Genomic DNA, 22,528 nt, shown 5'->3' on the forward strand with positions numbered 1-22,528 from the left:
TGCAACCTGACTGATGGGGCTTAGCGCCCCGAGCGCTGCCTGTTGCGTGCATTCCTCCTTCGTCCCGTGCCGCTGTCGAGCGGCAGCGCGCGGCGAACTCCATTCATCGGAAAGAGAAATTGCCCATGCGGATCCAAAGCCAGAAGACTTTCTTCTCCGGCGTCATGTTCACCTGTGTCGGAGCGGCCTTTGCGATCGGGGCCAACAACTACAACGTGGGCAGTGCGGCTCGCATGGGACCGGGCTATTTCCCACTGATCATCGGGACCCTGCTCACGGTGCTGGGCTTGGTGGTGACCGCCAGCGCGTTCACGCTGAAGACGCCCGACGGCGACCCTGTCGGAAAGATCGCCTGGAAGCCCCTGGGCTTCGTCATCGGCGCGAACCTGCTGTTCGGCGTGCTGCTGGCGGGGCTGCACAACATCGGACTACCGGCAATGGGCTTGATCGTCGCGATCTACGCGCTCGTCGTCGTCGCCTGCATGGCGGGGGCAAACTTCTCGATGAAGCTCTCGCTGATCCTCGCGACGGTTCTGGCCATCGGCAGTTACCTCACCTTCATCGTCGGCCTGAAACTGCAGTTCCAGGTCTGGCCGACCTTCATCAGCGGCTGAATTAGGAGCGAGCGCCATGACCGACTTGATCAACAATCTCTCGCTCGGCTTTGCAACGGCCGTGTCGTTGCAGAACATCCTCTACGCATTCATCGGTTGTCTGCTGGGTACGCTGATCGGTGTCCTGCCGGGCATCGGCCCGACGGCGACCATTGCCATGTTGCTGCCTGCCACCTACGCGCTGCCGCCGGTAGCGGCGCTGATCATGCTGGCGGGCATCTATTACGGGTCGCAGTACGGCGGATCGACCACCGCAATCCTGGTGAACCTGCCTGGAGAGTCTTCTTCCGTGGTCACGGTGATCGACGGCCACCAGATGGCCAAGCAAGGACGTGGAGGGCCTGCGCTCGCGGCGGCCGGCTTGGGGTCGTTCTTCGCAGGCTGCGTGGGCACGCTGATTCTTGCCGCTTTCGCGCCGCCGCTGACGGAGATCGCCTTCAAGTTCGGTCCGGCCGAGTATTTTTCGCTGATGATCCTCGGCCTCATCGGCGCCGTGGTGTTGGCATCGGGTTCGCTGATCAAGGCGATCTGCATGATCATGGTCGGGCTGCTGCTGGGGCTTGTGGGCACTGACGTCAACTCCGGTGTGGCGCGCTACAGCTTCGACATTCCGGAACTAACGGACGGGCTGGGGTTCATCGCGATCGCCATGGGTGTGTTCGGCTACGGGGAGATCATTGCCAACTTGGCCAGGCCGGAAGATGAGCGCGAAGTGTTCACAGCGAAGGTCAAGGGCCTGATGCCAACCAAAGAAGATTTCAAGCATATGTTTCCCGCGGTGCTGCGCGGCACTGCGCTGGGCTCGTCGCTCGGTATCCTGCCTGGCGGCGGGGCACTGCTGTCCGCCTTCGCTGCGTACACACTTGAAAAGAAGATCAAGCTCAAACCCGGCGAGGTCACTTTCGGAAAGGGCAACATCCGCGGCGTGGCTGGGCCGGAGGCTGCCAACAACGCGGGCGCGCAGACCTCGTTCATCCCGATGCTCACGCTGGGCATTCCGCCCAATCCGGTGATGGCGCTGATGGTAGGCGCGATGACCATCCACAACATCCAGCCCGGCCCCCAGGTGATGACCAGCAACCCAGAACTTTTCTGGGGTCTGATCGCCTCGATGTGGATAGGCAACTTGATGCTGGTGATTCTGAACCTGCCGCTCATCGGGCTGTGGATCAAGCTGCTGACGATTCCCTATCGCTGGCTGTTCCCGGCCATCGTGCTGTTCTGCGCGATCGGCGTGTACTCGACCAACAACAACGTCTTCGACATCTGGCTCGTGGCCATCTTCGGCGTGGTGGGCTATACCTTCATCAAGCTGGGATGCGAGCCCGCGCCGCTGCTGCTGGGCCTGATCCTCGGGCCGATGATGGAAGAGAACCTGCGCCGCGCGCTGCTATTGTCGCGCGGTGACTGGAGCGTGTTCGTGACGCGGCCGATCTCGGCGGGGTTGCTGGTTGCCGCGGTCATCCTGATGTTGATCGTGCTGCTGCCTTCTATACGTTCCAAGCGTGAGGAAGCGTTCGTGGAAGAAAGCTCATAGCTCACGTCGATTCAAATGGCTTGTCAGCTCAAGTCGGGAGGACGTACGCTTCTGCGTTCGACCGAGTGCAATTGCCAGCCTCAGGATGGCGCGGGCGAACATTCTTTGATCGACCATTGAGATGACAGAGGGCGCTGCGCTTTGATCGGGCGCCAATTCTTATTTGCCGCGTTCATCGCCTGCCGGTGTTTCAGGCGTCGCATGATGCTTTGGCGCTGCGCCCGCTTGGGGGGCGGGAGCAAGGTCTCCAGCAAGCACCTCGGCCCAATCACGCATGGCCGTATCGAGGTAAGGCGCGAAATCGTCGGCGTTCGTTCCTGCGCGGCGTGCAGGATCTTGACCCACGTGTGCTGCACTCGAACTGCCTGTGGTGCACACCAGGTCTGACGGGCTTGGGCTGAGCGGGCGACGGGTCCCGCGCTGACACTACGGACAAGGGCACCGAAGTGGAGGGCTCTCTGAACCTGTGTTGTCAAACCATCGAAAGATGCGCGAACGGTAGTCTCTGGTCGTTCGCACGTGCAGAAATCCCGTCGTGGCGACGCCCAAGTCGTTGACTGGAATCCCTGCCGCCCTAAGCGCGCTCAGCTCCGCATCTGGGCTCGTCTCATAGGGTAGCTTGAGGGTGGTAGTGGGTCGGTGATAGGTGCCCTTGTTCATCGTCGTGCCTCGTCATTCTTTTGGGCGTGAGTTGATCGCGACGCGTCGGCCCCATCAATCCTGCTTTTATGTGAGGCGCTCGGAACACGTTTCGCTCTTTTGGGCTATTCGTGCTGAAGGAACTGCTTTGGGCGTGGGGGCAACGCCTAGGTGAAGAGCCCGGTCAATGGCTCTCTTGGTGCGCAGGTGACGTAGTAGCCGGGAGGGCAGCGCGTGGTAAGGCGCCCGCATCCCGAAATGGAGGCCGCGCGCCAGCATGCGCGCCTGAGGTGGCAATGCAAGCAACGGTCGAAGCACCCGCCTTGACGCCGATTGAGCGACGAGTCAGGAGCGGAAGCCGACGCGGCGATGGTCGGCTGCCGCCTGCGCTGGCGCCACACTCGAATGAATTCAGTGACGCCCGAGCGGGGCGCCACTGTAACTTGCCGCCTTGCTCTCGACATGCAGCGGGCGAGCCGCCCGTCGTCCGTGCTCCCAGGTGGTTTCGTCTCGTCGCGCCTGCTGCTGGACGGCGCCGAAGTACACGAGCGTCTCGCGTGTGATTGTTGCAAATGTTGCAAAAACGTTCATCCCGAAGGTTATAGACGCGCTTTTAGTAACGATTAGTCTCCAAATTCCAACGAATAACGATCGGAGACATCAGCATGATTCCTTGCTTGCGAAACCCGCACTTGGGTCGGCATTCCGCGTCTGGCTTGATCCGCCATGGCGACGCACGGGCGTGGGGACAACTCAATGTCCAGCCATTCGCCTTTCAGCATTCCCTGTCCAGTCATCCTCTTCTGTCCATCGAGCGATTGGCGCGCCTTTCCGAGCGCGCCTTCGACCGTGACCACTACAAGCGCTACTTCACGCCTTGCGAGCTGAGGGTGCCGCGCGAGCAACTGAAAAAGCAGTTTCGGGAAAGCATCGAGCAGATTGGCGAAAACGGGAAGTGGGTGGCACTCCACTACATCGACGAGATGGACCCTGAATATGCAGACCTGTTCGACCTGCTGCTGGCCGACATCGAGGAAATCATCGAGATTCCGGTGCGAAGCCAGATGACCTGGGGGAGCCTATCGGTGTTCATGAGCGCGCCCGGCCTTGCCGTGCCCTACCACTTCGACCACGAGACCAACTTCCTCATGCAGATCAGTGGGGAGAAAGACCTGCACCTGTATCCCCGAGAGCACGGCAGCCTCACCGCGCCTGAGATCGAGGACTTCTACCGCCACAACCCAGTCGCCGGCATCTACCGCGAGGAGCTCGAGCAAGCCGCGACCGCTTTCCTGCTCAAACCAGGAATCGGTGTGCATCATCCGCCGCTGGCACCGCATCGGATTCGGAACCGAGATGACGTTTCAGTGAGCCTGTCGGTGTACTTTTCGATGCCGGAGATGGAGGAGCGTGGGCACGTCTACCAAGCGAACTACTGCATGCGAAAGCTCGGGCTTCGCCCCCGAGCCCCAGGCGAATCCGCGCTTGCTGATGGCATGAAAATCAAATTCATGCGTGCGTTGTCGACCTCGCACCCGCGCACCCATGACGAGCTTCTCTACTCCGGCGTGTCTCGCCTTGCCGCGCCCTTCAAGTGGGCCAAACAGCTGCGGCAACGGGCCTAGGGACAATTCCGCTGCCAGTGGCCCATGCGCCTTTGAATCGACCCCATCTAGACAACGACAGAGTTATACGAATGCTTATCCAGAATTCGCCTTCACAGCAGCACGCGACGCTCAATCAGGCGCATGGGTCGAACCGAGACAACAATCCGAGTCCCACAGTATCTGGCCTGCGAACAAGTCGGATTTCAGCCTCAACCACATCAGCCCACTCAGGCTCAATTTCCACGAGCATCCGTTGTTGCAGCTATCGGCGCTGGCGGACCTTGCCAAGTACCTGGCCCCGTTGAAGCAATGCCGTTTCGTGCGCCCGGGCATCACGCAGGCATCAAATTTCGAGCACGATGCCCAGGATCCACTCGGCAAGAGCATCCACGAGTGTTCGAACGCATCCACGAGCCGGAGTCCTGGGTGGCGCTCTGCAACATCGAGACGCATCCCGTGTACGCTGCATTGCTACACCAGATCATCGACGCGGTGCGCTCTGAGATCGAGCGAGAAGCCAGGCATCTTCCTGGTAACGGGCTTTATCTTCCTGTCGGCGCCACCCTCCATCACGCCGTTTCACATTGACCGCGAGAACGACTTCTGGCTGCAGCCCATGGTCGCAAGACTATGAGCGTGTGGGACCGAAACGACCGCACGGTCGTGGGTGCGCCGGCTGTGGACGACTTCATCGTCGGACGAACGCTCGAAGGCGTGCGCCTGAAAGAAGAGTATCGCTCGCGCGGCTTCCACTTTGACACCACGCCGGGCGGTGGCATTTACTTTCCAAGCACCATGCCGCACCTGACTCGTTCCGAGCCACCTTGGGTCACGGCCAATGACGGCGTGTCGGTGTCGCTGGGGGTGGCGTTCTACACCTCAGTCACCCGGCGCCATGCGCCATGCACAGGTAGATCAGGCGAACCGCTTTCTGCGAAGGGCACTAGAGGTTTCGCCCGCAGCGCTGGGGCAATCGGACCTGCGCGACACGCTGAAGGTGCCGTTCGGGCACCTGCTAGGTGCTGCGCGCTACAAGCGGTTCAACAATCCGGAGCCATTGGGCGCGTACTGACCTGGCACGCGTAGCGTCCGTCCGACGAATCGTCGAAAACGCACCACGCTGCTCTACGTAGCTCTGAGCATGGCCTGCGCGCGTTGGATGGTGGACGCTGGCGTGAAGAATTCCAATGTCCGGTTTGCGGACGTCGGCGTCGCTGTGAGGAACGCCGGCAGAGTCAACCCATCACGTCCATTTTTGCTGTCGGGTCGAAACGTCTTCATTCACGTTTCTTGTAGATCACCGGAGCTTGCCGAAAGCTACTATGTGTCTTATGTTAAGTTTAATCGCGCTCAGACAACTTTGAGCCACGCGCTTGGGCCGTTCTCGGCGGACGATTTGTGCCGGCACCGAGCGCGCCTCACCGTGAGGTGGCCATACGCCACGATCTGCCCTCTCGGAGCCATACTGGCCCAAGCGCAGGGGACTCCAACAGCTTGCGCTCATTCGCCGGCTTTTGCGGCGGCCATCGAATGGGGAAGCCGCGCCAGCAGCGTGTCGATCACCACGCGCACTTTCATGGGGAGGGTGCGCATGCGCGGCCAGACCGCATGCAGCTCGTAGCCGAAGGGCTCGGGCTCGTCGAACACGCGCACCAACCGCCCCGCGGCGACGTGGCCCGCAGCCATCCAGACCGGCACGCGCGCCAGACCCCAGCCCGCGACGGCGCCGTCCATCACCACGTCGAGCGCATCGCAGACGAAGCGCGATTCGACCTCGAACGGGACCGATGCAGCGGCGCCGTCGGCGGAGGCGAAGCGCCAGGGCTGTCGCCACCCCTGGCGCGCATAGCCCACGAAGCGATGCGATTCGCGTTGCACCAGCAGATCGTCGAACGAGGTCGGCCGTGAATGCTTCGCAAGATAGCCGGGTGACGCATAGACGGCCATCACTTGCCGCCCCAGCGGCCGCGCCGCCAGCGTGGTGCTGTCGTCAAGCACGCCGCTGCGGATGGCCAGGTCGATGCCCTCCTCGATCAGGTCGGCCCGCCGGTCGCTGTAGGCGATGTCGAAGCTCAGCTGCGGATACCGCTCCCCCAGTTCGAACAGCAGCGGCGCGATCAGCAGCCGCCCGATGATGACGGGCATGGTGAGCCGCAAGCGCCCGACGGGTTCCTGCCGCCCGGCCTCCAGCTCTTCGCCCGCAGCTGCTAACTCGGCCAATGCCCGCCGGCAGCGTTCGTAGTAGGCGTGCCCCTGCTGCGTCAGCGCATGGCTGCGCGTGGTGCGGTGAAAGAGCCGTGTGTCGAGCCGGGCTTCAAGCCGGGCCACGCTCTTGCTCACCGCGGACCGTGTGAGCTTCAGCTTGTCGGCCGCCACGGAGAAATTGCCGGCCTCGGCCACCGCCACGAAGACTTCAATGCCGTCCAGGGGTTCGCTCATTGGCGAATTGTATTCGCTGATCTAGCGAAAAAGACGATCCACCAGGGAAGGTTGCGCACCAATAGGATGAAGCACATCCACAACATCCATTGAAAGTGGTGCCCGCAATGACAAGAACGATGCAACGTTGGCAGATCGAATCCCTGGACCTGCGCAGCCTGAAACAGGTCGAAGCCCCGAAGCCCACGCCTGCCCTCGGGCAGATCCTGGTCCGCACGCAGGCGGTGTCACTGAACTACCGCGATTTGATGATCACGGGCGGCACCTACGCGTGGGCGCCGCCCCTGCCCTTCACGCCCTGCTCCGATCTGGCCGGCGTCGTGGAGGTCGTGGGACCGGGCGTGACACGCTGGAAAGGCGGCGAGCAAATCATCAGCACCTTCGTGGCGGGCTGGCTCGACGGCAAGACGCCCACCGGCACCTTCTCGCTCGGCGGCCCCGGTCCGGGCGCGCTCGCCTCGCATGTGCTGATCGACGAGCAATGGGCCGTCGAGGCGCCCCGAACGCTGAATGCCGACCAGGCCTCGACCCTGCCCTGCGCCGCACTGACGGCGTGGTTCTCCTACTTCGAGGAAGGTTCGCTCAAGGCCGGCGACACGGTGCTGATCCATGGCACGGGCGGCGTCGCGCTGTTCGGCCTGCAGTTCGCGCGGATGCACGGCGCGACGGTGATCGTCGTGTCCGGCGGCGCCGGCAAGCGCGACAAGGCGCTGGCGCTCGGCGCCTCGCATGTCATCGCACGCGACGCCGACTGGCCAGCCGAAGTCAGGCGTCTGACTGAGGGTCGCGGAGCCGATCACGTGCTGGAGACGGTAGGCGGCACCAACCTCGCCCGCTCGCTGAGCGCCGTGGCGCAAGGCGGACGGATCTCGCTTATCGGGGTGATCGAAGGCGGCAGCGTCGAGACGCAGGCCATCGACTTCATCCGCAGCCGGGCGGTGCTTCAAGGCATCAGCGTGGGGCATCGCCGCGCGCTGCAGGACATGGTCCGCGCCATCGACGCGACCAGGCTGAAGCCCGTCATCGACAAGGTCTACGGCTTTGCGGACGTGCCGGCGGCCTTCGAGCAACTGCAGCGCGGCGCGTTCGGCAAGGTCGTGGTTTCGCTCGGTGGGGGCTGACCGACAGTCCGTCGATGCCTGCCGTGAAATGGGGCTTACCAGCCGCTGATCGCCTGGTAGCAATGAGGCGGGATCGGCGATCCATGGCGCGCGTCCCCGAATCAGCATGCTTCGCGTCGAGACACCGTCAAAGCCGGCTGTGAACGCCGCGGCTCCTGCTGCACGAGCGAGCCATAACCGTAGTCTCGATAAATTGCGATTATCGTTGGTGAGAGTAACGAAAGAGCGCCGAGATGGAAATGGATAGTTCGAGGGGCATCACGCAAGCCCAGGTCTGGGGTGCGGCCGATGCGATCCTGATCGAGGGGCAACGCCCGACGATCGAAAGGATTCGCCAGCGCCTGGGCCGAGGTTCGCCGAACACGGTGGGCCCGATGGTCGAGCGCTGGTTCGCAACGCTCGGAAAAAGACTCGGAAATGGGCTCAATGGCCCCGGAGCCGCATCCAACGACGAGGCTGGCCAACAAGTCCCTCTGCCCATCCTGTGCGCGGCCACGCAGCTTTGGCAATCGGCCCGCGCCGAGGCCGACCAATCCCTTCGCCAAGAAAGCGAGGCCGGCCGCCGACAGCTTGAGCTTGAGGAGGCTTTGCTGCAGGAAGCGGCCGCCGCATTGCGCACCCGAGAGCAAGCCTTCGAGAGCAACCGCAGCCAGCTGGAAGCGGCACTCGCGAGTTCGCAGCACGCCGTGACCACGCTGCGTGAGCAACTGGAGGCGGCGAGCCAGCGCGCCGCGGCCGTAGACCAAGTGGCCGAGAAGCTGCGCAAACAGCTCGACGACGCCGGCACCCAGAGGGATCGTCTCAAGGAGGAACACGCCGCCGCCTTGGTTGCACGAGACCGCTTAGCGCTTGAGGCCGAAGAACGGCACATCGCGAACGAACGCCGTCTCCTTGCAGAGGTCGACCGTTCGCGCGAGGAAACCAAGCGCACCGCGCAGGCAGCCCTCCAGTCCGCGACCCGCGACCAGGCTGCACTGGCAAAGTCTGCCGAGCAGCTTTCCGCCGTACGAGATCAGCTCGCTGAGGAGCAGCGCGCCGCGCGCACCGAGAGTGCAACCGCGAAGGCCGAGACCGTGGCAGCGCGCGCCGCAGCCACCGACGCGTCGAATGCGCAGGCCAGCGCCGAGCAGCAGTTGCGCGAGCAGACGGGTACCCTCACCCTGGCTCACGCAGAGCTCGGTCACGCCCTTGCACGGCTGCAGGAGATGCACGCGCTGCATGCCCGGGAAACAGAAGCGCATGAGGCCACGCGACAGATGCTGCAACGCGCGATGGGTACAGCCGCCCCGCCCAAGGCCAGTGTCAACGCAATCAGTGCCCCAGCGCGGTCGCCGCGCAAGCGCTGAGCCGGGTGTCGGGCGCCTAAGGCTTCAGACGCTCGAGCAACTGGCGGTACTATTTTTGGTCGGCCAAATACAGCCGTATGCGGCACGTTCCAAGCCCGGGCGATCGCACAAGATGATCGCGCCTCGCTTGTACTCGATCACTTGGCGAAGGCGAAACCGCAGAACAGCTGCTCTCCGAGAGAGCCCGATGTTTTTCGTGAAGAGCTCGGACTTGTGGAAATGGGCATCAAAATTTGAGACTTTGTGGCATGGGCACATGTCGGCTAACGGTTTCAGCGACCGCTTTGTAGCTGTGCGACCGGCTGCTGGCGTTAAGGGTTGTCCGACACCTGCCCGTGTGACACCTCGATGCCGAGCATGACGACGGCCTGAGGGCAGGTGTTGCACAACCCTTAACCGAAGCCGAAGTTCGCGTCGCCCGACAGCCGTCACCGACGGCTACAGATCAATGTGCCAGAGCAACTCACGCCCGGCGCCGTCCAACACTCCATCGTCGAGGTGCTGATGGGCTACTTGGCAGGGGCCGAGCGACAGGCATAGCGCACCCTTGTGAGCTGAGCCGTCACGACTTCTTTCTACAATTCGCGGGTTCGGGGTACCGCTTCTGTTTCCTCCCGATCCTGTCCGGTACAGCGCAGGGTCCGAGACAGGGGTTCCCATGCATTTCCAAGCACTCGCTTGGCTGCTGCTTGCAGCCAGCATCGCCGCCGAAATGGTCGGCACCATCGCCTTGCGCTATGCCGATGGCTTCACCCGCCTGTGGCGGTGAACAGCCGTCCGCCGTGGGCCCAAACAGTCCGTCACGTCACCCAATCAAATCTGGAAGTCGTAGTCCACCGTGATCGACGCATGGTCCGAGAATTTCACATGCTTGTAGATGTGTTCACTGCGGGCAAGCCCCGCCACAGCCGGCGTCGCCAGGGGTAGCCGGTGCGACAAAAACATACAGACCAACCCAGGTTTTCCATTAGGAATTCAAGGTGAGTGATTGACCGTGGATTTGCCGGGTAGATCGCCCCTTTTTGCATCATTCCAAAGACCCTGCATCCACTGACGCAGCGTCATGGTGATTGCAGCATTCGGTACTGCGGGTCTTTTGTCTCTCTCCACGTTGGCGCGGGTGTCAGATCAAAGCGTGAAGTCGTCATCGACCGTGGCGGGGCACCTTGCACGGTCTCTAGTCTGGAGCTTCGCCCTCGCGTTGAAAAGCACGCGGCAGATTCCATTGGTAGCGCAGCGAGAGGTAACGCAGCGCGAAGCAGGTGGCCAAAGCGATCCAGGTGCGCCCGCTGGACAACCATCCCAGGCTCTGGCCAATCACCTCGATGCTGGCACCGACCAGCGCCGCCGACGCATAGATTTCACGCTGAAGAATTACCGGCACCCGATTGAGCAGCACGTCGCGCATCACACCACCGCCCACGGCCGTGACCACGCCCAGCAACAAGGCCACCTCCGTGTTGTGGCCAAAAATCAGGGCCTTCTGCGCACCGGTGACTGCAAATAGACCCAGGCCTATGGAGTCGAACAGCACAACCGGGTGCGCCAGGCGGACGACCAGCGGGCTTGCGGCGATCGTCATCAAGGCCGCCAGCAGCGCGACGGCGAGGTAGCGCCAATCGGACAGGCCAGCTGGCGGCACCGCGCCGATGCACAGGTCGCGCAGCACGCCGCCGCCGCACGCGACCGTGAACGCTATGGCCACGACGCCGAACCAGTCCAGGCCGCGGTCTCGGGCCGCGACTGCACCGCTGATGGCAAAGGCGAAGGTGCCTGCCAGATCGAGGGCGGTGAACAGGCGGTGGTCGTTCAGGCCGGCAAGGGCCAATTCGTGGACGTTCATGCGCTGGGTTCGCACAGCCACGCGCTGGCGGCGGTCAGCATTGCCTGCAAGCCGGTCTCCAGCGTCGGGTGGATCTGCGGCGCGAACATCGGCGAGTGGTTGCTGGGAATCTTGTTGACGGTCTTGTCCTGCAGGGCTTTGGCGTACACCGCCGGATCAGTGCCGCCCACAAACCAGAACACATAGGGTACGCCCCAAGTGCGGCCGAAGACGCTGAAGTCTTCGCTGGCCGAAGCCGGACCGGGCGCCAGCGAGGCGTTCTCACCAAACTGAATACCAAACGCTTTCGCCAGCTTTTGCGTAGCGACCAGATCGTTCTCGGTCATCGGGTAGCGGTTGATGGTGGTGAACTCGGGCGGCCGCTCGGCACCGGAGGCATCGCACTCGGCGCAGCAGATGCGGCGTATGGACTTGAGCATGTACTCGCGCGTGTCCTCGCTGAAGGTGCGTATGTTCAGCTTGATGGTGGCGTCGTCAGGGATGATGTTTTCTTTGGTACCGGCTTGCAGCGAGCCAATCGTGAGCACGGCCGGCTCCGACGGCGCGATCTCCCGTGAGACGATGGTCTGCAGGCGCAGCGTCGTCACGGCGGCCATGATCACTGGGTCGATCGAGGTTTGCGGCTGGGAGCCGTGTGAGCCGCGCCCGAACAGTTTGATCTTCAGACTTTCTGCGCCTGACAAGGTAACGCCGGGTCGGTAACTCACGGTGCCGGCCGCACCGACCATCACGTGTTGCCCCAGGATGATGTCGGGTTTCGGGAAGCGGCCTTCACCCCAGTCGCCCACCATGGCGTTGGCGCCTTCGGCGGTTTCTTCACCGGGCTGGAACACGACCATCAGCGTACCGCGCCAGGCGGTACGGTTCGTGGACAGAATGCGCGCGGCGCCAACCATCCAGGTCACGTGCATGTCGTGGCCGCAGGAGTGCGCAACGCCGACCTCAACACCGTCCGCATCGCGCGCCTTCACGTTGCTGGCATAGGGCAGCCCGGTGTTCTCGGCCATCGGTAGCGCGTCCATGTCGGCGCGCAGCATCACGCTTGGGCCAGTGCCGTTCTTCATCACACAGACCACGCCCGTCACGCCGACGTTACGCGTCACCTCATAGCCCAGGCCCTGCATTGCGTCAGCGACGATCTTCGCAGTGCGAACCTCCTGCATGGACAACTCGGGGTGCCGATGCAGGTCTTGGTAGAGCGCTTCGAGTTCGGACATCAGCGTGGGTTCGGCGGAGCCGAGCGCTTGGGTGAGAGCATTCATGGTGGATCCAGAAGTGACGGCGTAAGGGTGAACGAAGTCCGACAGAAAGCATGCTGGAGGGAATAGTAGGGCCCCGGCACGGCGATAACAAATTCGGGCCCTTTGCCGTCGTGCCGATCGCGCTGCGGATGCGGTGGCGGCAATGCGCTCGGTGGCAATTTGATAGTCAGTCCGACAAAAAAACCAGAAAATAAACAGGGCCAGAAGAGCCGCACGTGAATCGAAGTATTAGCAGTGAGTCGCTGCACCACGAATTTTTTGCAAATGGCCAGGTTCAGTTACGCAATCAGATGAAAGAAGGCTGCCGAATTCGGCCGATCGGCGCCGCTATCGGCCCGTTGCCGAAGTTCGGAATCTCCCAAAGCGGCCGCTGAATGTGCTATCTGCGCCGCTGCGCTCGACTTGGTCGAAAGCCATTGATCGACGCGACAGCACGTTTCGGCAGGCGGCGTGGGGGCGGCGCCAGTTCAGAGGCGATGGACGCCGACCAGCGACGCCTGGTCGAGGAGACGATTGCCGAGGACGAGGCGAGCCTGCGCGCGCAGCTAGAGCAACTGCGTCTGCAAGCAGCGGCCGCCGACGCCGGCAAGGCCAAGCCGAAGGAAGCACCTCGTCAGCCGCGCCGTCAGGCTCTGCCCGAGCATATGCGCCGCGTCGAGCACCGCCACGAGCCCGACAGCACTGACTGCCAAGAGCCCGGCTGCGGCCGCCCGATGACGCGCATCGGCGAGGACATGAGCGAGCGCCTGGACATCGTGCCGGCCGAGTTCTTCGTCCACCGCCACATCTACGGCAAATGGGCCTGCCGCTGCTGCCAGGTCCTCAGGCAGGCGTCCTCCATCCCGGAGCTGATCGAAGGCGGCATGGCCGCGAGCGGCCTCATCGCACACACGCTCATCAGCCGCGGCGTCGACCACCTGCCGTACTACCGCCAGGAGGCGATCAACGCACGCAGCGGCGTCCATACGCCGCGTTCCACACTGGCTGCCTGGGCCGGCCAGGCCGGCGCTGCGCTGGAGCCGCTCTACGAGGTGCACAAGGCCTTCATCCTCGCCTGCCGCGTGCTGCACGCCGACGAAACACCCGTCAAGCTGCTCGACCCCGGTGCCGGCAAGAAGCGCCGAGCCTACGTCTGGGCCTACGCGAGGAGCTGGCACGACGCCGTGCCGGGCGTGATCTACGAGTTCTGCCTCGGCCGCGGCGCGCAGTACCCGAAGACCTTCCTTGCGGGCAATGCACAACAAGGTTGAGGCAGATGGTCTGGAACGCTGCTCACGGACCGCTACGGCGGCTACGACAGCGTGCTCGATCCCCGTATCCACCCCGACCGCATCAGCGCGGCCTGCGTCGCGCACGCACGTCGCAAGTTCGATGAATTGGCGCGCGACGGCACGAGCCCGATCGGCGACGAGGCGATCTGGCGCTATGCGCGGATTTATGCGGTCGAGGCCGAGCTCAAGGACATGAACGATGACGAGCGACAGGCGAAGCGCCAGCAACTTGCCAAGCCGCTGTGGGACAAGTTGAAGGAATGGTTCGAACTCGAACGACGGTTGGTCGCGGGCGGCAGCACCGTGGCGGGCGCCATCGACTACACGCTCGGCCACTGGAGCGCGCTGACGCGCTACCTGGACGACGGCGCAGTTGCGATCGACAACAACCACCTCGAGCGGCAAATCAAACCGTGGGGCATGGGGCACCGGGCATGGTTGTTCGCCGGCAGCGAACTGGCTGGCCAACGCACGGCCATGGTGATGAGCCTGGTTCAGTCCGCGCGGCTCAATGGCCACGACCCATGGACACACTTGCGCGACGTGTTGGCTCGCCTGCCGACGCAGCTCAACAGCCGCATCGAGGAACTGCTGCCGCATCGGTGGCAGCCGTCCGCGGCCTGCTGACCGACAGGACTCAGGGCGGCCGAACGTGGGACGACTGACTATGGAAATGGTGGGGCGGGCGACCATCGATGTCGAGGCCCTCGGTCATGACAGCAAGGTGCGGCTGGGCGATGAGATCTTCGTTGCACAACCCAACCTGCTCGGATCGGTCCTGGTGCTGGCACGCATGGGCGTCATGCATGCCGGAGGTCGAGATCGCGCTGCAAGTCCTGTTCGTTGCGTTCCAGGCGATGAAGCGAAGCCGGCACCGCTGGGACATGGTGACCATGGACCCGCAAGAGGCCTGCATGGAGCGCCTGACCGCGCGGATGCGGTTCAACGACGGGTTGCCTGCCGAGCTCGCTGCCAAGGTGGTCACGCAGTTCTACACCGAACACCCCGAGCGCCACCTGCTCGCTTACGCCTACGGCTACCTCGGCGAGAACGACCTGCTGAAGGTTCGCACGGACGCCGAGAAGTCCTTGCTGCTGGCCGCACTCAACCTCGTCGAGTGCATCACCTCCGTCAATGCACAGCCGGCAAGGGCGTAGTGGCGCCCAGCTGCGGCGTCAAGATGGGAGGTCTGGACGCTCACGCTGGTTCGGCCGCTCGGCCCGGAACTGCCGGTTGACACGGTCCAGCGGGCACGGTGCCTTGGCATCCCCATTGATGATGCGAACGACCTTGCCTCGCCGGACGCCGAGTTGGTCAACACGATGCTGGATGCAGCCATCGAGACAGTGGCCGAAACTACTGACCGGCCTGTGGTTCACTCCGATCGGGGCGGCCACTACCGCTGGCCGGGTTGGGTATCAAGAATGAGCGGCGCGAACCTCACGCGCTCGATGCCCGCAAAGCGTGCTCACCTAATAACGCCGCTTGCGAAGGCTTCTTCGGGCGGCTGAAGAACGAGCTGTTCTATCCTCGGGATTGGAAGAACGCCACCATTGAGCAATTCATCGCGGCTGTCGACTCGTACATCCGCTGGTGTAACGAGAAGCGGCTCAAGATCTCCCTTGGCTCTCTCAGCCCTATCGAGTACCGGGTGAGCCTTGGACTTGCGGCATAAACCAGTCCAACTTTTGTCCGCCCTCCCGGGCCGGAGTTCGTGGAAAGATGGGTGTACAGCTCGCAGAAGCGCTCGTAGCCTGGTCTAGCGTCGGTCGAGGACAGAACATTGGGTTCTTCGCTGGCGCGCAGAGCCGATTCCTTGTAGGCGGCCAGCGCTGCGTTCTGCCGATCCTCGACGACGATGAACGGCAATGCTTTCATTGCGATGGTACGGCCAACCCAGGAGAGAACTTCAGCCCGGCTTCGGTCAAGCCTCTGGCGAGTTCACACTGCCCGGCCTCGCCCTTGAACGCTCGATCGGTGACCCAGTTCCCCACGGTCTTCAGAAAGATCTGCTGACCTGACGCTGTGCACACGGTGTGATCGACGTCGCGCATGAACCGATAGTCCAGCAAGTGAGCGAAAGGCTCGCGGGCCAACAGTCCGAGTTGATCCAAGCCGCGATCATTCGCGCATAGCGATCCAGAATACAGCAGCTGAACTCCCACGCGTCTGTCGACCAGTTGTTGAAGCTGCTGCCGAGTCCGGATCAAGCTTTCGTCGCGCGAGATTTCTTCCGGAAAGATGTCCGGCATTGGGGTATTGGCTTCGTCGTTCGTGAAACGGCGCCGCAGCCAGCGAACAGCCTTGCCCCTGAATGCGGGATGCCAGGATACGGCGAAAGCTCGGCGCACATTACGCTGGAGACGCGCCCGCCACTCGGGAAACGAGAATCCATCAAACAGTGAAAGCCCGATCACGCGCGGGTCCTCGACGGCAACTTGCATCGACTGCGCAACGCCAGAACACATGGCGACAATCACAAACTGCCGTGCACCCAACTGCTCCTGCGCGACATCCATGGCAGCTTTTATGCAATGCACGGCCCGGGCCTGCACGCTGCGCGACATTTTTAGAGGCTGACTGTCCCCGATACCACCCAAGTCAAACCGCATGCTGCTCACGCCTTCGGCAGCCAGTGCATGCGCAAGCTTGACATTGATACGGCGCGGCCCTACCCGGTGATTCGCACCCATGTTGAACATAAGGCAGGCGGTTGGGCTCGACGTTTGATCGCGAGGCGACGTAAGCATGCCAAAAAGCCCCTCGCCCGCGCCAAAACGCACGGGCGTTTGCGTGATGTTTTCCATCTTTGTCCTCTCAGGTTCTGCGGAACCAGTTGCCCAACGTGCGCCCGAAAAAACCCATCCTTCGGGCCTCCACGGTACGGCTGATGGCAACGTCGGCTTGAGCTTGTGCGTCCTCGTCGGAAGCATCGACGCTCGTGAGCTGCCCGATAGATTCAAAGAGGTAGCGACGTGGCGAAATGATCAGCCCAAGCTTGCGCTGCGCGAGATCTACGGCACGCAGCATCAGCAGCGAATCGCCGCCGAGTTCGAAGAAGTTGTCGTCTTCGCGGATGTCCGCGATGTCGATGCCAAGCACTTCCGCCCAGACCTGACCGAGCGGAAGTTGCTCAGCGTCGAGCCAAGGGCGTCGCACAACGGGTCTCCTCGTCGAATCTATGCCCGCAGGGTTGCCGTCCATGGACAGTTTGCGAAGGTAGGTGGCACTGGAGGAACCTTCAGCGCTCACGATCTGCGCCAATGTGGCGTTGGGTGAGTCGAGCGCCCGCTCAAGGACTTCGATGTAGCGCTCTCGCAACTGAGCACCCGTCTCGCGAAGAAAGACGTCCGCGTTGTAGATCAGCATGCCTTCGAGGCCGTGAGCCTTGTGTACCAGCCACACGCCGACATCGTCGGTGGCCCCTCGCTGCGCGAGATGCATGTGCTTTGTTTTCAGGCTACCCACGGTGTGCGAGCGCTCTCGGGCATCCTGAAACGAAAACATCGACTGGTACGGGCCTGCTCCACGATTCTGACTCGCCGGCTTCGCGTTCTCAATCAAGCGCTCGAACGGAACAGTCTGATTATTCATCGCAGAAAGCAACTCGCCTTTCACGTAGCGCATGAACTCGCTCAGTGGTTGAGCATGGTCGATCGTCAGTGGCACCGGCAACACATTGTTGAAGAAGCCAAAAACATCTTCTGTTTCGGGCTGCAGGCGGCCGCGCACTGGATTGGCGATGATGATGGCGTCGTTGCCAGTCACGTGCGCAATGGTCAGCGCGTAGATGCCGAACGTGAGCATGCTCAGCGTCACGTCCAGCTCCCGGGCCATCAGGCGCAACCGTTCAGATTTCTGCTGATCAATCTGGAACCAGTGGGCACCGCCTTGGCCGCTCTTGCCGGCGCGACGCGGCAGGTCGCTGCACAGCGGCCGGATTGTCTTCGTCGACGCCAGCCGTTGGCGCCAAAACGCAAGTTGTTCCTCGCAGGCCGGGCCTTTCATCCAGTGCTCCATCCACTGCGCATAGTCTCCGTGTGTGGTCGTGAGCGGAGCAAGACTGCTGGCCTCACCACGCTCCGCAGCGTCGTAGAGTGTCGCAAGCTCGTGTTGCATCAGATCAAAAGACCATCCGTCCCAGATCAGGTGGTGCGGCACGAACAAGAAGGCGTGCTCCTCCTCGTCGATCCGGTACAGCGCGGCATGCGCCATCGGCGCGCGAGCGAGGTCTACGGGCGAATCGGCGAGCGCCTGCATCTGCTTCAAAAGCTCGGCTTCACGCTGATCTCCCGGAAGTGTGCGCAGGTCGACGAAAGGTAGCTTGAACGCCACCTTTGCATCGATGGCTTGGACGGGCTGGCCGCTCTGCTCGTCGGTCTCCAATCGTGTACGCAGCGAGGGCTGACGACTGATGATTTGGCATAGCGCATCTTCGAAGAATGCGAAGTTGAACCTTCCGGTGAGACGCTGCGCGGAAGCTAAGTTGTAGACGGAGCGTCCCGGCATCAGGGACTCCATGAAATGAATGCGCTGCTGAGGAACCGTCATCGGTGCGCTGGTGCGACCGGGTGTGTGCGCAATAAGCGCGTCCAGTCCGACGCCTGCTCGCTTCAGGGACCGGATGTGCGCGGCCAGTTTCGCGACCGTGGGCGCCTCGAAGACGGCCCGCAGCGGCAGCGTCACTTCGAAATCCCGGCTCAACCGCGCCGTCAGCCTGCCTGCAAGCAGCGAATGACCGCCGGACGCGAAGAAATCGGCATGCGGATCGAGACCGGACACGCCGAGCACTTTTTCCATGGCTGCAAGGACTCTGCGCTCGTCGTCATCGAGGGTTGCAGTGCTGGATGCACCGGCTTTGGCGGGTGAAGCCTGCGGCGCCGGCAAAGACGCTCGGTCGATCTTTCCGTTCTGAAGTGTCGGCAGCGCGCTCAGCGTGACCACATGCTGGGGCAGCATGAACCAGGGAAGGATTTTTTTTAGGTGTGACATGAGCAATTCAGCGTCGAAGGTGGCGCCGGGCGCCAAGGCCAGATAGGCCACGAGCCGGACGTCGCCCGGGCTGTCCTCGCGCGCCACAACGACACTGCGCGATACCCCTGCCACTTCACAGCAGCGGGCCTCGATTTCGCCCGGCTCGATGCGATACCCGCGCACCTTGAGCTGAAAGTCGATCCGTCCAAGGTGTTCAACGACCCCGTCGTTGCGCCATCGACCTCGATCGCCTGACCTATAAATGCGCTTTTGCACACCAAGAATGTCAACCGTGACGAAGCGCTCCCTCGTCAGTTCGGGACGGTCGAGGTATCCGATCGTGACGCCCTCCCCTGCGATGCAGATCTCACCGGGTACTCCGATGGGACAAGGCTGAAGGAGGGCGTCAAGGATCCATATCTCGGTGTTGTCGACCGGCGTGCCGATCGACACGCCGCGCGTCAACACTTCTTCGGGCTGGACGCGCCATGCGGTCGTTTTGACCGTTGTTTCGGTCGGGCCATAGCCGTTCCACAAGTCTTTCATGCGTTCGCACAAAGCGAGTGCCAGGCGCGGACTCAAGGTCTCCCCCCCTGTCCATCCTCGAAAGCCGGGCGCTCCGCACCAGTTCGCGTCTATCAATGCCTGCCACATTCCGGGTGTGGCTTGCAGAAGAGTGATGCCTTCGTCCTTGAGCGCAGCGGCCAAACGTTCACCATCTCTTGCGACCTCGCGCTGGACCATCACCAGCTCGGAACCCGCAGCCAGAGGAAGCAGAAGATCCGGCACTGCCATGTCGAACGACAACGTCGTGACCGCTGCGATGCGGTCATGGTTATGGACTCCCGACTCCTTCTGCATCCACTGCAGCAGATTCGCGACGCCGCGGTGATGCGCGATGACGCCCTTCGGCACACCCGTCGAACCCGAGGTGTAGATGACATACGCAGCGTCCTCGGGACCCGCATCCTGCACGGACTGCGGCAGGGCTTCATTGGATTGCCTCAGCCAGTCGGTGTCCGCGTCGATCTCGAAGACGCGGCCAGCGGCATCCGGGCACCAGTGACGAGGGGTGGTCGAAATCGCTGAATTCGTGACGATCAAGCTGAGACGGGCGTCTTTTGCGTAGTGGTCGAGCCGCGCCTGCGGGAAAGCCGGGTCGAGCGGCACATAGGCGGCGCCGGCCTTGAGGATGCCGAGCATCGACACGACCATCTCCAGGCTGCGCTCCAGGCACAGTCCCACGCGCTGGCCGCGTTCGACGCCACGCGCGCGAAGTGCTCTGGCCAGCCGGTTGGATTGCAGGTCGAGCTCGCCATAGCCGTAGCGTCGTGTGCCGTCGCGGACTGCAGGCCGATCCGGTTGCAACGGTACCCGAGCCAGAAACCCCGCATGAGCCAACGCATTGCCTTTCAGCGGCACCCGTTCCGGCTGCAACGCACGCAATGCATCGGCCGCCCGTGCGGACAAAACCTGGAGTTGGCCGAGCTCCTGCGCGGGCTCACGAGTGACGGCATCCAGGATGCAATGCAACATTTCGAGCCAATGCAACACGGTGACCTCGTCGAACAGGTCTGCGTTGTATTGCGCTTCGATCAGCAGGCCACCCTCGGATGTCCGCAAATTCACGAACAGCTCGATGTCGCACTTGGCACATTGCAGGGCGTGGTGCGTCACGTCGGGCACGGAAAAAGCCTGCGTACCGATGCGTGCTGCCGACTCGAGGTTGAACACCACATTCGCAACGGCCGAATCGCCGGGACAGTGGTCTGGGCGGTTCCCGCCGGGCACGGAGCCCCGCATGTGCTTCCGTGCATCGGGCGGCCTCTGCATGGCGGTGCTGCACGCCTGGATCAAGGCTACAAACCCCAGCTTCATGTGGACTGCGAAGCCTGCCGGCCGGATGTCCAAGCCGTCGCCACCCGCCAGCCGCCTGACGTCGCAGACTCGCATGTCCGCCGGTATGCCGACGGCAATTTCCTCCTGTCCCGTGAGGCGGTGCAGCATCGCGACGAAACCACCGAGCAACACGGCCTGCAGACTGACGTCATGCATGCACCCTGCGCCGTGTAGGCGTTGCATCAGGTCCGGGGGCAGGAAATACTCGGCTCGCATGCTGGTCGCCGCGCCCCATGGGCGGCGAGGTCTGTCCACCGGCAGCTCGAGGAGCACGGGAGGGCCTCCTGCCCCCTGTGCACTTGGCGCGACCCGCGGAACGTGTTCGCGCGGCGATTCCTCCGTTGCGACGAACTCAGCACTCCGTGCGCCGGTCGCAAAGCCATTCTGAGACTGCATGCATCCACCCTCTTTATGGATTCCGGTCGGGAATCGTTTGGATTGCAAACCTGTTCCTCGAAGGTTCAGATCGGGACAGTTTGTTGTAACTGTTCCACGAGTTTGAAACCAAAGCAGCTCAAACCGAGCTCTGTGTTACTTTTTCAAACTTCTATTTCCGGCTTGTACTACCGCGTTTCAGGAAAAGAGGGGATGCGGGTATCCGCGTTGAGGTGCTTGACCACCGAAGCAGTCAAGGCGACGACGTGGCCCTGACCCAAGCGGAACAGCGCCCCCTTGTCGGTCTGGGTGATCGAAGCGCTGAAGGCCCCAGCTCCGCCATGCGGACTGGAGGGCGAACGCCGGTCGTATGCGTCGCGATTGAGCAAGTAGGCGACGGGGCGATAGGCCAGTTCATCGGCGGCGAGCGCGGTCGCTCCGAACCGTGCTTTGAACTGGTCCGAGAGCCTGAGTTGTGTGTTGCATCGACCGGTTAAATCCGCCCCAGAACCGGACATTGACGGACTCACGCGAAGTACATGGATAAGCAGCGCACCTCTTAGAATTGGAGGAGTTTTTTCATCACATTCGGTCCATTGCAGCCGACCGCTATGAGCGAACCTATGACTGCTCCACAGTGATCGGCTCGCTCCAGGCGGGCTCGATTTCCGCCTTGCAGGCGTCGTCATTTTCGTTCAAGCGAAGCCGCCGTTGCTCCGCACGATCTGCGCGTTGACCCAGCCGCCGCCGTCGCCGGCGAGGAAGGACACCGCGTTCGCCACGTCCTCGGCCTTCCCCAACCGACCCAGAGGCGACAGGCCGGCGAGTGCCTCGATCTGCGGTGCGCTCTTTCCCTTGAGAAAGAGCTCTGTCGCCGTCGGACCTGGCGCCACGGCGTTGACGGTGATGTCCCGGCCGCGCATTTCGTTGGCGAGCACCCGCACCAGGCCTTCGACCGCGCTCTTGGAGGCGATGTACGGTCCGTATCCGGGCGTCGACTTCGCGATGACGCTCGTCGAGAGCGCAACGATGCGCCCTCCTGCGCCGAGCATCTCGGCGGCCTTGGCCATGACGAGAAAGGTGCCGCGGACATTGATCGTCATCATCCGGTCAAAGGCGTCGATGTTCTCGGATGCGATGGGCGCGAGGTCCATGACACCGGCGTTGCTGACAACGACGTCCACGCGACCGAAGGCCTGCAGCGTTGTCCGGAACAGGTCGTCGACGTCCGCTGCATTCGCCACATCGGCCTTGACGGCGATGGCTTGGCCGCCGCGATCCACGATGTCCACGACGGTCGCCTCCGCCAGGGCGCGCTCCCCGGCATAGCCGACAGCGACCGCGAAGCCGTCATCGGCCAATCGCAGGGCGATTGCCTTGCCGATGCCGCGAGAGGCACCAGTGACGATCGCTGCCTTGGTCCTGGATTCGCTCATGGTTTCACTCCTTCGTCGATGGCACTCCAGGGAGGCGCCGAGGTCAGGTCGTCCAGCGCCATCGCGCGCAGGAAGGCAGCTTGCTTCTCGTGATGCAGCGCGTCGAGCGCCTCGGTGCCCTTGCGCTGCCCATCGATGGTCACCCGAGACGGCCGCTGACCGCGT

The 22,528-nt window shown here is 62.8% G+C and carries 16 protein-coding genes and 3 pseudogenes; 11 read left to right on the forward strand and 8 right to left on the reverse strand.

From position 1 onward, the window contains the following. The first annotated feature begins 125 nt into the window (after positions 1-125). The 5 genes from BM004_RS36530 to BM004_RS41695 all read left to right on the forward strand — a co-directional run bounded on the left by BM004_RS36530 (position 126) and on the right by BM004_RS41695 (position 5,469). Complete coding sequence (locus BM004_RS36530) at positions 126-614, forward strand: tripartite tricarboxylate transporter TctB family protein (RefSeq protein ID WP_093221226.1); 489 nt, start codon at positions 126-128, stop codon at positions 612-614. A 16-nt stretch (positions 615-630) separates the two neighbouring features. Continuing rightward, the gene (locus tag BM004_RS36535) at positions 631-2,151 is read left to right on the forward strand and encodes a tripartite tricarboxylate transporter permease (protein ID WP_093221229.1); all 1,521 of its coding nucleotides are present in this window, start codon (positions 631-633) and stop codon (positions 2,149-2,151) included. 1,304 nt (positions 2,152-3,455) lie between these two features. Beyond that, a complete protein-coding gene (locus BM004_RS36545) occupies positions 3,456-4,415 on the forward strand; it encodes a cupin-like domain-containing protein (protein WP_143072625.1) in 960 nt (319 codons plus the stop codon). A gap of 375 nt (positions 4,416-4,790) precedes the next feature. Continuing rightward, positions 4,791-4,985 (forward strand): hypothetical protein, encoded by a 195-nt coding sequence (locus tag BM004_RS41055; protein WP_143072626.1) that lies wholly within the window; start codon positions 4,791-4,793, stop codon positions 4,983-4,985. Between the two features lie 307 nt (positions 4,986-5,292). Beyond that, on the forward strand, positions 5,293-5,469 hold the full coding sequence (locus BM004_RS41695; protein WP_177206737.1) for a hypothetical protein: 177 nt from the start codon (positions 5,293-5,295) through the stop codon (positions 5,467-5,469). Between the two features lie 428 nt (positions 5,470-5,897). Here BM004_RS41695 and BM004_RS36550 read toward each other — a convergent pair whose 3' ends face one another. After that, a complete protein-coding gene (locus tag BM004_RS36550; protein ID WP_093221237.1) occupies positions 5,898-6,836 on the reverse strand; it encodes a LysR family transcriptional regulator in 939 nt (312 codons plus the stop codon). A 119-nt stretch (positions 6,837-6,955) separates the two neighbouring features. On the opposite strand from BM004_RS36550, the gene BM004_RS36555 reads away from it, so the two are divergent. The 3 genes from BM004_RS36555 (at position 6,956) to BM004_RS41845 (ending at position 10,072) form a co-directional block, all read left to right on the forward strand. After that, the gene (locus BM004_RS36555; protein ID WP_093221239.1) at positions 6,956-7,957 is read left to right on the forward strand and encodes a zinc-dependent alcohol dehydrogenase family protein; all 1,002 of its coding nucleotides are present in this window, start codon (positions 6,956-6,958) and stop codon (positions 7,955-7,957) included. 233 nt (positions 7,958-8,190) lie between these two features. After that, positions 8,191-9,303 (forward strand): DNA-binding protein, encoded by a 1,113-nt coding sequence (locus tag BM004_RS36560; RefSeq protein ID WP_093221242.1) that lies wholly within the window; start codon positions 8,191-8,193, stop codon positions 9,301-9,303. Between the two features lie 658 nt (positions 9,304-9,961). Further along, positions 9,962-10,072 (forward strand): SMR family transporter, encoded by a 111-nt coding sequence (locus BM004_RS41845; protein WP_371271201.1) that lies wholly within the window; start codon positions 9,962-9,964, stop codon positions 10,070-10,072. 44 nt (positions 10,073-10,116) lie between these two features. On the opposite strand, the pseudogene BM004_RS42215 reads toward BM004_RS41845, so the two are convergent. From BM004_RS42215 to BM004_RS36570, 3 genes and pseudogenes are all read right to left on the reverse strand, one after another. Further along, positions 10,117-10,224 (reverse strand): annotated as a pseudogene (locus BM004_RS42215) (exodeoxyribonuclease III); the annotation flags it as partial. Positions 10,225-10,480: 256 nt separating this feature from the next. Next, positions 10,481-11,146 (reverse strand): trimeric intracellular cation channel family protein, encoded by a 666-nt coding sequence (locus BM004_RS36565; protein WP_256220229.1) that lies wholly within the window; start codon positions 11,144-11,146, stop codon positions 10,481-10,483. Beyond that, a complete protein-coding gene (locus BM004_RS36570) occupies positions 11,143-12,408 on the reverse strand; it encodes a M20 family metallopeptidase (protein WP_093221245.1) in 1,266 nt (421 codons plus the stop codon). Before BM004_RS36570 ends, BM004_RS36565 begins: the two co-directional genes overlap by 4 nt. Before the next feature lie 476 nt (positions 12,409-12,884). On the opposite strand from BM004_RS36570, the pseudogene BM004_RS42220 reads away from it, so the two are divergent. The 3 genes and pseudogenes from BM004_RS42220 to BM004_RS36590 all read left to right on the forward strand — a co-directional run. Beyond that, a pseudogene (locus BM004_RS42220) lies at positions 12,885-14,306 on the forward strand (IS66 family transposase). 179 nt (positions 14,307-14,485) lie between these two features. After that, positions 14,486-14,836, forward strand: coding sequence for a hypothetical protein (locus BM004_RS36585; protein WP_256220230.1), 351 nt, complete (start codon positions 14,486-14,488; stop codon positions 14,834-14,836). A 141-nt stretch (positions 14,837-14,977) separates the two neighbouring features. After that, positions 14,978-15,354 (forward strand): annotated as a pseudogene (locus tag BM004_RS36590) (transposase); the annotation flags it as partial. Between the two features lie 199 nt (positions 15,355-15,553). Here BM004_RS36590 and BM004_RS36595 read toward each other — a convergent pair. The 4 genes from BM004_RS36595 to BM004_RS36610 all read right to left on the reverse strand — a co-directional run bounded on the left by BM004_RS36595 (position 15,554) and on the right by BM004_RS36610 (position 22,363). Next, positions 15,554-16,486 carry an alpha/beta hydrolase family protein gene (locus BM004_RS36595; RefSeq protein ID WP_143072628.1) on the reverse strand — a complete coding sequence of 311 codons (933 nt, stop codon included), beginning with the start codon at positions 16,484-16,486 and terminating at the stop codon, positions 15,554-15,556. Between the two features lie 10 nt (positions 16,487-16,496). Beyond that, positions 16,497-20,825, reverse strand: coding sequence for an amino acid adenylation domain-containing protein (locus BM004_RS36600; protein WP_256220231.1), 4,329 nt, complete (start codon positions 20,823-20,825; stop codon positions 16,497-16,499). Positions 20,826-21,115: 290 nt separating this feature from the next. Continuing rightward, positions 21,116-21,445, reverse strand: coding sequence for a hypothetical protein (locus BM004_RS36605; RefSeq protein WP_177206740.1), 330 nt, complete (start codon positions 21,443-21,445; stop codon positions 21,116-21,118). A 177-nt stretch (positions 21,446-21,622) separates the two neighbouring features. Beyond that, positions 21,623-22,363, reverse strand: coding sequence for an SDR family oxidoreductase (locus tag BM004_RS36610; RefSeq protein ID WP_093221257.1), 741 nt, complete (start codon positions 22,361-22,363; stop codon positions 21,623-21,625). Positions 22,364-22,528: the final 165 nt, after the last annotated feature.

It is taken from the genome of Variovorax sp. OK212 (assembly GCF_900112425.1).
Taxonomy (GTDB): Bacteria; Pseudomonadota; Gammaproteobacteria; order Burkholderiales; family Burkholderiaceae_C; genus Variovorax.

Excerpts from the sequence above, each read along its gene's own strand:
- BM004_RS36530 (WP_093221226.1), top strand. The coding sequence starts at position 126 with ATGCGGATCCAAAGCCAGAAGACTTTCTTCTCCGGCGTCATGTTCACC.
- BM004_RS36535 (WP_093221229.1), top strand. The coding sequence starts at position 631 with ATGACCGACTTGATCAACAATCTCTCGCTCGGCTTTGCAACGGCCGTG.
- BM004_RS36545 (WP_143072625.1), top strand. The coding sequence starts at position 3,456 with ATGATTCCTTGCTTGCGAAACCCGCACTTGGGTCGGCATTCCGCGTCT.
- BM004_RS41695 (WP_177206737.1), top strand. The coding sequence starts at position 5,293 with ATGCGCCATGCACAGGTAGATCAGGCGAACCGCTTTCTGCGAAGGGCA.
- BM004_RS36550 (WP_093221237.1), bottom strand. The coding sequence starts at position 6,836 with ATGAGCGAACCCCTGGACGGCATTGAAGTCTTCGTGGCGGTGGCCGAG.
- BM004_RS36555 (WP_093221239.1), top strand. The coding sequence starts at position 6,956 with ATGCAACGTTGGCAGATCGAATCCCTGGACCTGCGCAGCCTGAAACAG.
- BM004_RS36560 (WP_093221242.1), top strand. The coding sequence starts at position 8,191 with ATGGAAATGGATAGTTCGAGGGGCATCACGCAAGCCCAGGTCTGGGGT.
- BM004_RS41845 (WP_371271201.1), top strand. The coding sequence starts at position 9,962 with ATGCATTTCCAAGCACTCGCTTGGCTGCTGCTTGCAGCCAGCATCGCC.
- BM004_RS36565 (WP_256220229.1), bottom strand. The coding sequence starts at position 11,146 with ATGAACGTCCACGAATTGGCCCTTGCCGGCCTGAACGACCACCGCCTG.
- BM004_RS36570 (WP_093221245.1), bottom strand. The coding sequence starts at position 12,408 with ATGAATGCTCTCACCCAAGCGCTCGGCTCCGCCGAACCCACGCTGATG.
- BM004_RS36585 (WP_256220230.1), top strand. The coding sequence starts at position 14,486 with ATGCCGGAGGTCGAGATCGCGCTGCAAGTCCTGTTCGTTGCGTTCCAG.
- BM004_RS36595 (WP_143072628.1), bottom strand. The coding sequence starts at position 16,486 with ATGGAAAACATCACGCAAACGCCCGTGCGTTTTGGCGCGGGCGAGGGG.
- BM004_RS36605 (WP_177206740.1), bottom strand. The coding sequence starts at position 21,445 with ATGTCCGGTTCTGGGGCGGATTTAACCGGTCGATGCAACACACAACTC.
- BM004_RS36610 (WP_093221257.1), bottom strand. The coding sequence starts at position 22,363 with ATGAGCGAATCCAGGACCAAGGCAGCGATCGTCACTGGTGCCTCTCGC.